Source organism: Flavobacterium sp. I3-2 (assembly GCF_013389595.1).
In the GTDB taxonomy this organism is placed as follows: Bacteria; Bacteroidota; Bacteroidia; order Flavobacteriales; family Flavobacteriaceae; genus Flavobacterium.
In genome coordinates this window covers 1,586,891-1,602,879 of sequence record NZ_CP058306.1, presented here as the reverse complement: position 1 = coordinate 1,602,879, position 15,989 = coordinate 1,586,891, and the positions used below count along the sequence as shown (strand labels likewise).

The following is a 15,989-nucleotide window of genomic DNA, read 5'->3' as shown; positions in this document are numbered from 1 at the left end:
TAAATCTTAGTAAAAAACAAAAATAGGAATTTTTTTAAAAGTACTTCAAAATTTCACATAACTTTTATCTATCACTCCATAAACAACTGATTTAATTCAGTTTAAAATTCACTTGAATACCTTCTAACGCTTCTAATAATTCGGCCGAAATTTCGATTCTTGTATTTCGACTTGGCATTTCGAGCATGTTTTTAATTTTATATTCAACTTCTGGCAAAACAGGTTCAAAATCAACTTGCTCAAGACTTTCCATTGAATCTATATTATCGATATCAACTTCTGATAACATATTATTTACGATTTCCGTTTCGATTCGCTTTTGAATTTTCTCCAATTCATAAATCTCAAAAGTCACTGGTTTACTTCCTTGATGCTCATCTAAAATCATTCGAATCTTTTCGATTTGATTTGCTTTTAATTCATTCACATCAATATTTATAATCAGTTTTTTAGCATAAGTCGGAATCACCTCATTCAAAAGTTTCATTTCCATGAATTGCAATCTAGGTTCTGAACGTTCGTTTGTATCTTTTTTAACCCAACCTTCTTTGGCCATCACTTTAAAGTACACAAATGTATTATTCAACAAAAAGTGACGAAATTTCAAGAAATCTTCATTAAAAACCCTAAACTCCATACTTTCATCATAACCTTCCACATTAAACATCGCCCAGTCTTTTCCTTTAGCAGATGTTCTAAATTGCACATTTGAAATCATTCCTCCAAAGCTTAAATTTCGACCAATCAAAGGAGTCAAATCTTTTAACTGCTCTAAATTCACATTACAGAAATATTTCATTTCAAATTTAAAATCATCTAACGGATGACCAGAAATATAAATACCTACAACTTCTTTTTCACGCGCTAATTTCTCCATTGTTGTCCATTCATCACAACTCGGAATCACAGGTTCTGGAATCTGAACTTCGCTTGACTCACCAAATAAACTTACTTGCGATGAATTTTCATTTTCCTGAAATTTAGAACCGTATTTGATAGCTTTTTCAAGGAAAGTCAAAGCATCGCCATCGGTATGAAAATATTGCGCACGATGCGTTTCTTGAAAACAATCGAATCCACCTGCTAAAACTAAATTTTCAAACGCACGTTTATTAGCTGCACGTAAATCGATACGTTTAGCCAAATCAAAAATAGAACGGTATTTTCCGTCTTTTCTATTTTCGACAATCGTATTTACTGCACCTTCTCCTACTCCTTTAATAGCACCGATTCCGAAACGAATTTCATAATTATCATTTACCGTAAATTTATAGTGCGATTCGTTAACATCCGGACCCAAAACAGCCAATCCCATACGACGACATTCTTCCATAAAGAAAGTAACCTGCTTGATATCGTTCATATTATTAGAAAGCACAGCTGCCATATATTCGGCAGGATAATGCGCTTTGAAATATGCTGTTTGATAAGCTACCCACGCATAACATGTTGAATGCGACTTATTAAAAGCGTAAGATGCGAATGCCTCCCAGTCTTTCCAAATCTTTTCTAATGTTTTGGCATCATGACCTTTGGCAGAAGCCTGCTCAACAAACTTAGGCTTCATTTTATCAAGTACATCTTTTTGCTTTTTACCCATCGCTTTACGCAATACATCGGCTTCACCTTTTGTAAATCCAGCTAATTTTTGCGACAGAAGCATTACCTGCTCTTGATAAACGGTAATTCCGTAAGTTTCTTTTAAATACTCCTCACAAGCATCTAAATCATACGTAATAGGTTCTTCTCCGTTTTTTCTTCGAACGAAAGAAGGAATATATTCTAACGGCCCCGGACGATACAAAGCATTCATTGCAATTAAATCGGCAAAAACAGTCGGTTTTAATTCGCGCATGTATTTTTGCATTCCAGGCGATTCATACTGAAAAACCCCAACCGTTTCACCACGTTGAAACAGCTCATATGTTTTTACATCGTCAATCGGAATTTCTTCAGGGTCAATTACAACACCTGTTCTATATTTAATCAAAGCAACCGTATCTTTAATCAAGGTTAAAGTCTTTAACCCCAAAAAGTCCATTTTTAATAAACCTGCAGATTCTGCCACCGAGTTATCAAACTGCGTAACATACAAATCGGAATCTTTAGCCGTTTGCACGGGAACGAAATTGGTAATATCATCTGGTGTAATGATTACACCACAAGCATGAATTCCGGTATTACGCATTGAACCTTCGATAATCTTAGCTTGCTGAATGGTTTCAGAAATTAAATCACCTTGATTTGCCAATTGAATCAATTCTTTAATCGCATCAAACTCATCTGAACGCACCGCTTTTTTGATTTCATCTTCAGGTTCAGACAAAAAACGAGAAATATTCCATTTTCCTGGCATCATACCTGGAATCAATTTCGCAATACGTTCCGATTCAAAAAGTGGTAAATCCAACACACGAGCAGCATCTTTAATCGATGACTTCGTAGCCATTTTACCATATGTTATAATTTGTGCTACTTGCTTTGCACCGTATTTATTGATTACATAATCCATTACTCGAGAACGACCTTCATCATCGAAATCGATATCAATATCAGGCATCGATACACGGTCAGGATTTAAGAAACGCTCAAAAAGCAAATCGTATTTAATCGGGTCTAAATTCGTAATTCCCAAACAATAAGCAACCGCAGAACCAGCCGCAGAACCACGACCTGGCCCAACCGAAACTCCCATAGAACGAGCCTCGGCAATGAAATCTTGTACAATTAAGAAATATCCAGGATAACCCGAATTCTCAATTGTTTTTAATTCAAAATCCAATCGTTCGGTAACCACATCATCAATCACATCGTAACGACGTTCGGCACCTTTATAAGTCAAATGTCTTAAAAACGCATTTTCTCCACGTTTACCACCATCAACAGCATCTTCAGAGTTTATAAACTCCTCTGGAATATCAAAGTTGGGAAGTAAAATATTTCTATACAAAGAATAGATTTCAATTTTATCAACGACTTCTTGAATATTAATAATTGCATCCGGCAAATCTTTAAATAAAGATTTCATCTCATCTTGCGTTTTGTAATAATATTCTTGATTTGGTAATCCGTAACGATATCCGCGTCCACGACCAATTGGCGTTGCTTGTTTTTCTCCGTCTTTTACACACAATAAAATATCGTGCGCATTGGCATCTGATTTTTCTAAGTAATACGTATTATTTGTAGCAATTAGCTTAATAGCATGCTTACGAGAAAATGCAACTAAGGTTTTATTTACACGGTCTTCATCTTCTTGATTATGACGCATGATTTCAATATACAAATCGTCTTGAAATTGCTCTTTCCACCATAACAAAGCTTCTTCTGCTTGTTTTTCACCAAGATTTAAAATCTTATTCGGAACCTCACCTTGAAGATTTCCTGTTAATGCAATTAAATCTTCTTTATATTGCTCTACTAAAGCTTTATCGATACGTGGCACATAATAGAATCCATCAATAGAAGCAGCCGAAGCTAATTTTGCTAGATTGTGGTATCCTTTTTTATTCTTAGCTAATAAAACTATTTGATAACCATTGTCTTTACGGCTTTTATCCAAGTGATTTTCGCACATAAAAAATTCACATCCAACAATTGGCTTTATTTCTTTATCGGTTGGTTCTTCACCATTTTCAATTGCAGCTTGATTTGCTTTTGACACCGATTTATTATAATCCATAATCGCACTAACAAACTTAAATGCTCCCATCATATTTCCGTGGTCGGTCATAGCAATAGCAGACATTTTTTCTTTGGCAGATTTTTTAACCATTGCTCCAATATCAATAGTTGACTGCAAAACCGAAAATTGCGTATGATTATGTAAGTGAGCAAAAGTAGCTTGTTCAAATGCTTGAAGTGTTTCTTGAGAAATCTCAACCTCTTCTTTGATAAACACATTAGATTTTTCTAATTGCTTACGAATTTCGTCAGAAGCACTTTTTAGATTAATGTGTTTTAATCCGATTGATTTAAAAGGCTCTGGATTATGTTCCTGAAAATCTTTAAAATAAGATTCTGGTTGTTGAACTTCTTCTTTAGTAAAATTTCCTTTTCTTATTAATTCCAAAAAACAACGCGTAGTTGCTTCTACATCGGCCGTTGCATTATGCGCTTCGCCAAACGGAACTCCGAATAAAAATTCGTGCAACTCAGTTAAAGTCGGCAATTTAAAACGACCTCCTCTTCCTCCAGGAATTTTAACCAAATTTGCTGTAACTTCTGTACACGTATCCAACACAGGCATTTTTGCCATTGGTGAATCCATTTGCATACGATAGAATTCACACCCCATAACATTTACGTCGAACCCAACGTTTTGCCCAACTACGAATTTAGCTTTAGACAAAGCTTCGTTGAATTTAACCAATACCTCATGCAAAGGAATACCTTTTTGTAAAGCTAAATCGGTTGAAATACCGTGAATTCGTTCTGAATCATACGGTATATCAAAACCTTCAGGTTTAACTAAATAATCTTGATGTTCAATTAAATTTCCAAATTCGTCGTGCAACTGCCAAGCAATCTGAATACATCTTGGCCAGTTATCCGTATCCGTTATTGGCGCAGACCAATTTTTAGGTAATCCGGTTGTTTCTGTATCGAAAATTATATACATAAGAAAATTTATTTTTAATTGAAAGGAACTTCAAATTTACAAAAAAAACGAACTAAAAGGAAACAAAAAAACCACCTCAAAATGAAGTGGTTTAAATATCAATATAAAAAAATTATTCTACTATTTCTGAAGGCGCTTGCGCAGTTACTTCTCTTAAAGGTATTCTAAAGAACACACCCTGATCCAGCTTCATATCTACTACTACTCCACCTTCAACACGAGATGCTTTAACAAGAAATGTACCTGAAATAAATCCTGGAACTTGTTTTTCAACTGGATCTAATGTCAGATGTCCTCCACCTAAATTATATCCTGTTTTAAAAACATAAGAAATATTTTCATCAATAATACGATATGTAGCAATATTTGTTTCATTGTTACCGAAATCATAAGTAGCACCAAAACTATAATTCGGAATTGTCATCACTAAAGATTCAACACCATCAGTTCCATAAACACGTAATGTTCCATCTTTAACTTCAGCCACACTATTTGTAGCTCTCCAAAGCTTATAATTTCTTTGCGCTTGAAATGAAGGATCATTAAACTTTACGTCATCTTCACATCCAGTGAACCCTAAACCTAAAGCTAAAGCAACGATTATTATACTTTTTTTCATATATTATTGTCTTTTATCAAAGTCTAAAAAACAAAAATATAATTTTTTAGTTATCAAAGCGTATTTTTTTTAATAAAAAATTAACTTTAACAAACAAAAAAGCAAACCTCGATATTTGAACCCCTAAACACTTGTATCTCAAAATAAAAATACTATCTTTGCAAACTTAAATAAAACCTGAGGTCGGGAACCTCAATTAAATCAATAGATTATGTCTGTAAAAATTAGATTACAAAGACACGGTAAAAAAGGAAAACCTTTTTACTGGGTAGTAGCTGCTGACGCACGCGCAAAAAGAGATGGTAAATTCTTAGAAAAAATCGGAACTTACAATCCAAACACTAACCCTGCAACTATCGACTTAAATGTTGATGCTGCTGCAAAATGGTTATTCCAAGGTGCTCAACCTACTGACACAGCTAAAGCTATCCTTTCTTACAAAGGTGCTTTATTAAAACACCACTTAAACGGAGGTGTTCGTAAAGGTGCTTTAACTCAAGAGCAAGCTGATGCTAAATTCGCTGCTTGGTTAGAAGAAAAAGATGCAAAATTAAACGCTAAAACTTCAGGTTTAGCTGAAACTAAAGCTGCTGCTAAAGCAAAAGCATTAGAAGCTGAAAAAGAAGTTAACGCTAAACGTGTTGCTGCTGCTTTAGAAGCTAAAGCTGCTGCTGAGGCTCCGGCTGAAGTTGAAGCTCCTGCAACTGAAGAAACTGAAGCATAATTTTTAAAGCGATTTTAAATGCGTAAAAAAGATTGTTTTTATTTAGGTAAAATCGCTAAGAAATTTAGTTTCAAGGGCGAAGTTCTTGTTTATTTAGACACGGATGAACCCGAAATGTATGAAGATTTGGAATCAATGTTCGTTGAATTCAACGGACATTTGGTTCCATTTTTTATTGAAAACGCTTCACTTCACAAAAATAAATTTCTTCGAGTACTTTTCGAGGACATGAATTCTGAAGAAGATGCCAATAGAATTATCGGTTGCGAAGTTTACTTACCTCTTACTATGTTGCCAGAATTAGATGGTGACAAATTTTATTTTCACGAAATTATTGGATTTGAAGTTCAAGACCAGCGCTTAGGATTCATTGGAAACATTACTGGTGTTAATGATGCAAACGTTCAAGCATTATTTGAAATTGAATACAAAGGTGTCCAAATACTTGTTCCGATGATTGATGAATTCATCCTTAAATTAGATCGTGAAAACAAAACCATTCATTTAAACACTCCCGAAGGTTTAGTTGATTTATACATTAATTAATGTTATCATTTCAGCAAAGCTAAATTACCTTTTTGAGTTTCAACAACATCAAACATGTTTTCCTTTAAACAATTTACCATTCAACAAGACCGTTGCGCAATGAAAGTCGGAACAGACGGTGTTTTACTTGGCGCTTGGACTCCATTAATAAACAATCCGTACAACGTTTTAGACATCGGTGCAGGAACTGGATTAATCGCTTTAATGATTGCACAACGAAGTAATGCCGAACAAATCGATGCTATTGAAATCGATGAAGAAGCTTACGAACAATGTGTTGAAAATTTTGAAGCTAGTCCATGGAACGATCGTTTATTTTGTTTTCATGCTGATTTAAATGAATACACCGAAGAACTTTTTGAAGAGGAAGAAGAATATGATTTAATCATTTCAAATCCACCTTTTTATTCAGAGAATTATTCTTCTGGTGATGAAAAAAGAGATCAAGCGCGATTTCAAGAATCACTTCCTTTTGATGAATTGATCGAATCTGCTCAAGCATTATTATCTGACAACGGAATATTCGCTGTTATCATTCCGTTTAAAGAAGAAGAAAATTTTATTGCTTTAGCAAAATCAGTAAATTTATTTCCTCTTAAAATCACAAGAGTAAAAGGAACGCCTTCATCAGAAATCAAACGAAGTTTATTAGCATTTTGTCGTTTAGAACAAAATCCTTTAATTGATGAATTAATTATTGAGATTGAACGACATAATTATACCGAAGATTATAAAAATCTGACTAAAGATTTTTATCTTAAAATGTAAAATCAGCTTTAACAGCTGATTTTTTTTTGAAAAAAAATAAATTCTATAAACCTCAATTATCAAAATAAATTTTATCATCAATCAAAAAAAAACAGATAAAAAATCTAAATAAAATAAATATTTAGAAAAATAATCCTATAAACATATTAAAAACAACCATATTTTAGATTTAAAATCTAATATAAATTTGTTTTATAGAAAATAAATCATAATATTTGCACTGATTAAAAAATCAAAACAACTAAAATTATGAATATTTTTCAAGTACAAATGATGGCTATGATGATGATGCAAATGATGCATTCGAATCTTTACGCCCATACTTGAACTTAATTTATATACTTATAAAAAAGTCCCTTGGGTAATTTACTCAAGGGACTTTTTTTATTTAGACAAATTGCTATGAAAAAGATTACAGTCAGAAATAATCAAAAAAAAGACATTGAAATATTCTATGAAGTTTTTGGTCAGGAAATAAATTCTGCTCCGATAGTTTTGGTCAATCACGCATTAACAGGAAACAGTAAAATTACAGGCGAAAATGGTTGGTGGAAAAATTTAATAGGACCGAATAAAACCATAGATACAAATAAATTTTGCGTTCTAGCTTTTAATATTCCAGGAAATGGATATGATGGAATTACGAGTAATTTGATTGAAGATTATCAAAATCAAACTACGAATAAAATTGCAAAACTTTTTTGGGATGGAATAAATTTACTAAAAATAAAAAACTTATTTGCGATAATCGGAGGTAGTTTAGGCGGCTCTATTGCTTGGGAAATGGCAATTCAACAACCACAACGAATTGAAAAACTAATTCCAATTGCTTGCACAAATAAAGCTTCGGATTGGTTGATTGGCAATGTTTATATTCAGGAAGCCATTCTAAATCATTCTTTAAATCCGATTGAAGGTGCCAGAAAACATGCCATGCTTTTGTATCGAACACCAGAATCAATCAATCAAAAATTTGAAAATAAATTTAATGAAAAAGAGCAAAAATACGAAGTTGAAAACTGGTTAGATTATCATGGTAAATCATTAAACAATCGGTTTCAACTTAAAGCTTACAAACTCATGAATCATTTATTGAAAACCATTGGAAGTGAAACATCTGTAAGTGATTTTAAAGAATTTGTAAAAACAACATCAACAAATATTGTGATGATTTCGATTGATTCTGATTATATGTTTACTGAAAAAGAACAACGCACAACATACAAACTCATAAAAAACAACGGAAATAAAAACGAGTATCACGTTATAAATTCAATTCACGGACACGATGCTTTTTTAATTGAATACGAACAATTGTCAAATTTTTTACAAAACCACTTTAATTGAACTTATATGAAAATATTAAAATTCGGCGGAAAGTCATTAGCATATTACGGGGCATTTAATAACGTTATCGAAATTATTAAATCGAACGCACAAGAAAAAAAATTAGCAATTGTTGTTTCGGCAATTGATGAAACAACAAATAAGTTAGAAAAAATATTAGAATTAGCAAAAGAAACAAAAAACTATAAATCTGAATTTAAAGATTTTAAAAATGAACCTCAACATAAAATAATCGATTTATCGAAAGAATTTTCAGATTTAGAAAAAATCTTTGAGGGCGTGAATTTATTAGGAGATTATTCTTTAAAAATTAAAGATAATGTTTTGGCTCAAGGCGAAATTATTTCGGCTAAAATTGTAGCAGAAACGCTGAATACACAAAATCAAAAAAGTGTTTTTGTAGACAGTCGAGATTTATTTGTAACTGATGATAATTTTGGAAATGCGCAACCAATCGAACATCTTTCAAAAAATAAAACACAGGCTTATTTTAAAAACATTCCAACTCAAACGGTTGCTATAGTTACAGGTTTCATTGCAGCTACACAAAATAACGAAACCACAACTTTAGGGAGAAACGGAAGTAATTATTCTGCCGCTTTACTAGCTAATTATTTAGAAGCTGAAGAATTACAGAACTTTACACATGTTGATGGAATTTTCACAGCAAATCCAGATTGGGTCAAAGATGCTCAAAAAATTGAAGAATTAAATTTTAATGAAGCAAATGAACTTGCAAATTTCGGAGCTTCGATTTTACATGCAAAAACGATTATTCCGTTATTAGAAAAAAATATTCCGTTGCGAATAAAAAATACTTTTAAACCGAACGAAAACGGAACATTAATTTCAGCAAAACCGACTCCAAACGGAATTAAATCATTATCTGTTTTATCTGATGTAGCTTTAATAAATTTTGAAGGTAGAGGTTTGCTTGGAAAAGTTGGTATCGATGCACGAATTTTCAATGCTCTTTCTGAAAACAATATCAGCGTAAGCGTAATTTCTCAAGGTTCATCAGAAAGAGGAATTGGATTTATTGTCGAAAAAAATAAAGCAACGCAAGCTGTGATTGCGTTAGAAAAAGAATTTGAAAGAGATTTTTACACAAAAGATGTAAACCGAATTTCAATTAACAATGATATTGCAGTAATTTCAATCATCGGGCAAGATTTAAGTACTTTCCATAAACCATACAACGCACTAATTCAAAATAACATCATTCCTATTTTATTTAATAATACGATAACCGGTAAAAATGTAAGTATTGTGGTAAATAAAACCGAAACTAAAAAGGCTTTAAATGTTATTCACGGACAAATTTTCGGAATTTCTAAAAAAATAAATTTAGCCATTTTTGGTCACGGATTAGTTGGCGGAACTTTAATTAATCAAATCATTGAATCGGCAAAAAACATTGAATCGAGAAAAAACATCAAACTGAATATTTTTGCTATCGGAAATTCAAAGAAAATCATCTTAAATAAAAATGGCATTTCTGATAATTGGAAACAAGAAATTGCTGAGAAAAGCATTTCGTATCAAATAAACGAAGTTATTGAGTTCGCGAAAAATCATCATTTAGAAAACTTAATTGCTATTGATAATACGGCTTCACAAAAGTTCATAGAAAATTACATCACACTTGCTGAAAATGGATTTGATTTAGTTTCATCAAATAAAATTGCAAACACGGTTTCATTCGATTTTTATAAAAAGCTAAGAAAAACTCTTGAAACAAATCATAAAGATTATTTATACGAAACTAATGTTGGTGCAGGTTTACCACTAATTGACACCATAAAATTATTACATCTTTCGGGTGAAAACATTACCAAAATAAAAGGTGTTTTTTCAGGAACCTTAAGTTATTTATTCAATCATTTCTCAGATGAAAATAAAAATTTTAGTGACGTTTTAAACGAAACCATATCAAAAGGATTTACTGAACCTGACCCAAGAGAAGATTTATCTGGAAATGATGTTGCACGAAAACTTTTAATCTTAGCTCGTGAATTAGATTTGGAAAATGAATTTGACGAAATAAAAGTAGAAAATTTAATACCAAAAGCTTTTCAGCATTTAGAAGTAACTGAGTTTTTAGAAAATTTAACTCAATTAAACGAACATTTCCAAACCATTAAAGATTCGCAACAAGCCAATCATGTACTTCGTTACGTTGGTGAATTATCAGGTGATTTACATCAAAACAAAGGTGTTTTAGAAACCAAATTAATCAGCATTCCTGCAAATACAGCTTTAGGACAATTAAAAGGTTCCGATTCATTTTTTGAAATCTATACCGAATCATACGGTGAAAATCCAATTATTATTCAAGGTGCCGGAGCCGGTGCAAATGTTACTGCACGTGGTGTTTTTGGAGATATTTTAAGATTAGCAGAAAAAAAATAATCAACTAAAATCTATACAAATGAAAACAGAAGAAAATTTCAACGACGAAACTATCGCAATCAGAACACAAACAGAACGATCGCAATTTCTAGAACATTCTACACCATTATATTTAACATCGAGCTTTGTATTTGAAGATTCAGAAGACATGAGAAGTTCATTTTCCGAAGAAAAAGACCGAAATATTTACAGCAGATTCAGCAATCCTAACACTACAGAACTTGTTGAAAAAATAGTAAAATTAGAACGCGCCGAAGACGGCTTAGCTTTTGCTACCGGAATGGCAGCTGTTTATAATGTTTTAGCTGCTCTCTTAAATGCAGACGACCACATCGTTTCGGCAAGTAGTATTTTTGGTTCAACACATACCTTGTTTACCAAATATTTTCCTAAATGGAATATTACCACATCTTATTTTAATTGTAATGAACCAGAAACTATCGAATCAAAAATAAATGCAAATACAAAAATCTTATTTGCAGAAACACCAACAAATCCAGGAGTTGAAATTTTAGATTTAGAACTTTTAGGAAATATTGCTAAAAAACACAATCTAATTTTAGTAATCGACAATACGTTTGCAACACCAATCATTCAAAAACCAATTACATTCGGCGCTGATGTTGTGGTACATTCAACTACTAAATTAATCGATGGTCAAGGACGTGTTTTAGGTGGAATTGCAGTTGGAAGAAAAGATTTAATTCGTGAGATATATTTATTCTCAAGAAACACAGGTTCTTCCCTATCTCCGTTTAATGCTTGGGTTTTATCTAAAAGTTTAGAAACCTTAGCTCTTCGAGTTGAAAAACATTCAGAAAACGCATTAAAAGTTGCTGAATTCTTAGAAAATCATCCTGCGGTTGCATCGGTAAAATATCCTTTCTTAAAATCACACCCACAATACGAAATCGCAAAAAAACAAATGAAATTCGGTGGAAACATCATTGCTTTTGAACTAAAAGGCGATAAAGAAGCAGGTAAGAAATTTATCGATGCCATCAAACTTTTCTCTGTTTCTGCAAACCTTGGCGATACCAGAACCATAGTCACACATCCAGCTTCTTCAACGCACAGTAAATTAAATTCAGAAGAATTAAAAGCAGCTAATTTAACCGAAGGTTTAATCCGAATTTCAATTGGGTTAGAAAACCTAGAAGATATTTATTCAGAAATCAATCAAGCTTTAGGAAATGAAAACTAATCCAAAACCAAATATTCAAGAAATCATTAAAACTCGAACGCTCGTTTTAGATGGCGCCATGGGAACCATGCTTCAAGAATACAAATTTTCTGAGGCAGATTTCCGTGGAACACAATTCGCAGATTTCGAATATCCATTAAAAGGAAATAATGATTTGCTTTCGATTACGCAACCACAAGCTGTTAAAGAAGTTCATCGAAAATATTTACAAGCCGGAGCCGATATTATTGAAACCAATACGTTTTCTTCGACATCCATCGGAATGGCTGATTATCATTTACAAGATTATGTGTACGATTTAAATTTTCAATCGGCTAAAATAGCTCGTGAAGTATGTGATGAATTTATTTCAATCACACCAAATAAACCAAGATTTGTAGCTGGTTCAATTGGTCCAACAAACCGAACAGCATCCATGTCACCAGATGTAAATAATCCTGGATACCGAGCAATTACTTTTGAAGAACTTCGCGTAGCTTACAAACAACAAGTTGAAGCTTTAATTGATGGTGGTTGCGATTTACTTTTAGTAGAAACCATTTTTGATACCTTAAATGCAAAATCGGCATTATTTGCGATTGATGAAGTTCGTGAAGAACGAAATATTGAAATTCCAATAATGGTTTCGGGAACCATTACCGATGCATCCGGAAGAACACTTTCCGGACAAACAGTTGATGCCTTTTTGATTTCCATTTCCCACATTCCGCTTTTGAGCATTGGATTTAATTGTGCGTTAGGTGCCGAGCAATTAAAACCTTATTTAAAACAATTGGCTTTACATACATCGGTAAATATTTCGGCGCATCCAAATGCAGGTTTGCCCAATGCTTTTGGTGAATACGACCAAACGGCCGAAGAAATGCAGCAATTGATTCGTGATTATTTAAAAGAAGATTTAGTTCAGATTATTGGCGGATGCTGCGGAACTACTCCAAAGCATATTCAACTTATTTCTGAAGCGGTGGAGCAAATTCAAATCGAAAGAAATAATCATAATGAAAAAGAACAACCAAAAATTTTAGCTCTTTCTGGATTAGAACCACTTTTCGTAACTCAGAATTCTAATTTCATAAATATTGGCGAACGTACCAACGTAACAGGTTCACGTAAATTTCTTAGATTAATTAAAGAAGAAAAATATAACGAAGCTTTAGAAATTGCACGCAATCAGGTAGAAAATGGAGCGCAAATTATCGACATCAATATGGATGAAGGCATGTTAGATGGTAAAAAAGCAATGGTTCATTTTCTGAATTTAATTGCTGCTGAACCAGATATTGCTCGAGTTCCGATTATGATTGATAGTTCAAAATGGGAAATCATCGAAGCGGGTTTACAAACCATTCAAGGAAAAGGAATTGTAAACTCCATCAGTTTAAAAGAAGGAAAAGAAAACTTTATCAATCATGCCAAATTAATAAAACGTTACGGTGCCGCGGTTGTGGTGATGGCTTTTGATGAAATCGGTCAAGCCGACACGTTACAACGTAGAATTAACATTTGCAAACGTTCATATGACATTTTAGTCAACGACGTAAAATTTCCTGCACAAGATATTATTTTCGATCCAAATATATTTCCGGTAGCAACCGGAATGGCAGAACACAACAACAATGCATTAGACTTTTTCTTAGCGACAAAATGGATTAGAGAAAATTTACCTTTTGCAAACGTTTCAGGCGGAGTTAGCAACGTTTCTTTTTCATTTCGTGGCAACAACAAAGTTCGCGAAGCCATGCATGCTGCTTTTTTATATCATGCAATTCAACATGGAATGAATATGGGAATTGTAAACCCTGAACTACTTGAAATTTATGACGAAATTGATTCGGAACTTTTGATTTATGTAGAAGATGTTTTACTAAACAAACGTGATGATGCTACCGAACGTTTATTAGACTATGCAGAAAATTTAAAAAGCGATGCTAAAATAACAGAAGTTAAAGTTTTAGAATGGCGAAATAATATCGTTCAAGAAAGAATTAATCATGCTTTAGTAAAAGGGATTGACCAATTTATTGAACAAGATGTTGAAGAGGCTCGTTTACTCGTTTCAAAACCCATTGAAGTAATTGAAACCTATTTAATGAACGGAATGAACATTGTTGGCGATTTATTCGGTTCAGGAAAAATGTTTTTACCTCAAGTTGTAAAATCAGCACGTGTTATGAAAAAAGCTGTTGCATATCTTCTTCCGTTTATTGAAGAATCAAAGAAGCAAAATCCATCAACTTCAGATAAAGGTTCGGCTCCAAAAGTATTAATGGCAACTGTCCGCGGTGATGTTCATGATATTGGAAAAAACATCGTTTCGGTAGTTTTAGCTTGTAATAATTTTGAGATTATAGATTTAGGCGTGATGGTTCAACCCGAAAAAATCATTGAAACTGCTATAAAAGAAAAGGTTGATATTATTGGCCTTAGTGGTTTAATCACACCTTCGTTAGATGAAATGGTTTATTTAACCAAAGAACTAGAAAAGGTTGGAAGTAAAATCCCGATTATGATTGGTGGAGCAACAACTTCAAGAGCACATACGGCTGTAAAAATCGCTCCAGAATATTCAGAAACTGTGGTTCACGTAAACGATGCTTCACGAGCTGTAACCGTAATTAACGATTTATTGCAACCCGAAAAAAAGAAGATTTATAAAGAAGAAATTCGTAATGAATACAACAAATTACGAGACGACTTTTTATCTAGAGCAAGAGATAAAAATTTCTTATCAATTGATGAAGCTCGAAAAAACAAATTTAAAATAGATTGGAAAACGCAACAAATTCAAAAGCCAAATTTTTTAGGTAAGAAAAAAATAGAAGTTGAATTAGCAGATTTAGTTCCGTATATCGATTGGACTCCATTTTTTAGGTCGTGGCAATTATTCGGGAAATATCCAGCAATTTTAAACGACACCGTTGTTGGCAAAGAAGCTACCAATTTATTTAACGATGCCCAAGAAATGTTGGCTCAGATAATTTCAGAAAGGTGGTTTACTGCCAAAGGAATTATCGGCATTTTTCCTGCCAATCAAATTAACGATGATGATATTGAGTTGATTGACGAAAACCAAAAATATCAATTATTAACCTTACGTCAACAAGCACAAAAATCAGGAAAGGTTCCAAATATAGCTTTAGCTGATTTTATTGCTCCGAAAGCAACTCAAATTCAAGATTATATCGGATTGTTCTGTGTAACTACAGGTTTTGGAGTTGAAGAAAAAGCAAAAGAATTTGAAATTGCCAATGATGATTATAACTCGATAATGGTTAAAGCTTTAGCGGACAGATTAGCCGAAGCTTTTGCAGAATTTTTACACGAAAAAGTTCGAAAAGAAATTTGGGGTTATGCTGCAAACGAAACTTTATCTAACGATGATTTAATAAGCGAATCGTACAAAGGCATTCGTCCGGCACCAGGATATCCGGCTTGTCCAGACCATTTAGAAAAAGAAACCATTTGGAATGTTTTAAATATAGAAAATGAAATTGGTGTTTCATTAACCGAAAGTTTAGCTATGTGGCCGGCTTCATCCGTTTCTGGATATTATTTTGCGAATGAAAATGCTAAGTATTTTGGTGTTGGAAAAATTAAGTCAGACCAAGTTTCAGATTTTGCAAAACGCAGAAATATTTCTGTTGAAAAAGCTACCAAATGGTTGCAACCAAATATCAACGAATGAAAATTGAAAACTAATTGTGATTAAAACTTGCGTTAGGGATTGAAGTGCAAAGCCTTTTGTGAA

9 protein-coding genes are annotated in these 15,989 nt (G+C 33.0%); 7 read left to right on the top strand and 2 right to left on the bottom strand.

Annotation, left to right across the window (positions count from 1 at the left end; translation table 11 throughout):
• Nucleotides 1-91 precede the first annotated feature (91 nt).
• Both dnaE and HW119_RS07515 read right to left on the bottom strand, forming a co-directional pair.
• Nucleotides 92-4,621 carry a DNA polymerase III subunit alpha gene (dnaE, locus tag HW119_RS07520; RefSeq protein WP_177762778.1) on the bottom strand — a complete coding sequence of 1,510 codons (4,530 nt, stop codon included), beginning with the start codon at nucleotides 4,619-4,621 and terminating at the stop codon, nucleotides 92-94.
• 112 nt (nucleotides 4,622-4,733) lie between these two features.
• Nucleotides 4,734-5,240 (bottom strand): DUF6252 family protein, encoded by a 507-nt coding sequence (locus HW119_RS07515; RefSeq protein WP_177762776.1) that lies wholly within the window; start codon nucleotides 5,238-5,240, stop codon nucleotides 4,734-4,736.
• 211 nt (nucleotides 5,241-5,451) lie between these two features.
• Here HW119_RS07515 and HW119_RS07510 point away from each other — a divergent pair, with 211 nt between their 5' ends.
• From HW119_RS07510 to metH, 7 genes are all read left to right on the top strand, one after another.
• Nucleotides 5,452-5,964 (top strand): 30S ribosomal protein S16, encoded by a 513-nt coding sequence (locus tag HW119_RS07510; RefSeq protein WP_177762773.1) that lies wholly within the window; start codon nucleotides 5,452-5,454, stop codon nucleotides 5,962-5,964.
• Between the two features lie 18 nt (nucleotides 5,965-5,982).
• Nucleotides 5,983-6,510 carry a ribosome maturation factor RimM gene (gene rimM, locus HW119_RS07505; RefSeq protein WP_177762770.1) on the top strand — a complete coding sequence of 176 codons (528 nt, stop codon included), beginning with the start codon at nucleotides 5,983-5,985 and terminating at the stop codon, nucleotides 6,508-6,510.
• A gap of 54 nt (nucleotides 6,511-6,564) precedes the next feature.
• Nucleotides 6,565-7,278, top strand: a complete 714-nt coding sequence (locus tag HW119_RS07500; protein ID WP_177762767.1) for a tRNA1(Val) (adenine(37)-N6)-methyltransferase — start codon at nucleotides 6,565-6,567, stop codon at nucleotides 7,276-7,278.
• 402 nt (nucleotides 7,279-7,680) lie between these two features.
• The gene (locus HW119_RS16740; RefSeq protein WP_255498066.1) at nucleotides 7,681-8,625 is read left to right on the top strand and encodes an alpha/beta fold hydrolase; all 945 of its coding nucleotides are present in this window, start codon (nucleotides 7,681-7,683) and stop codon (nucleotides 8,623-8,625) included.
• 6 nt (nucleotides 8,626-8,631) lie between these two features.
• Nucleotides 8,632-11,037, top strand: a complete 2,406-nt coding sequence (gene thrA / locus HW119_RS07495) for a bifunctional aspartate kinase/homoserine dehydrogenase I (protein ID WP_255498065.1) — start codon at nucleotides 8,632-8,634, stop codon at nucleotides 11,035-11,037.
• A gap of 19 nt (nucleotides 11,038-11,056) precedes the next feature.
• Nucleotides 11,057-12,241, top strand: coding sequence for a trans-sulfuration enzyme family protein (locus HW119_RS07490; RefSeq protein ID WP_177762764.1), 1,185 nt, complete (start codon nucleotides 11,057-11,059; stop codon nucleotides 12,239-12,241).
• The gene (gene metH / locus HW119_RS07485) at nucleotides 12,231-15,926 is read left to right on the top strand and encodes a methionine synthase (RefSeq protein WP_177762761.1); all 3,696 of its coding nucleotides are present in this window, start codon (nucleotides 12,231-12,233) and stop codon (nucleotides 15,924-15,926) included. The genes HW119_RS07490 and metH overlap by 11 nt, the downstream gene beginning before the upstream one ends.
• The last annotated feature ends 63 nt before the right edge of the window (nucleotides 15,927-15,989 follow it).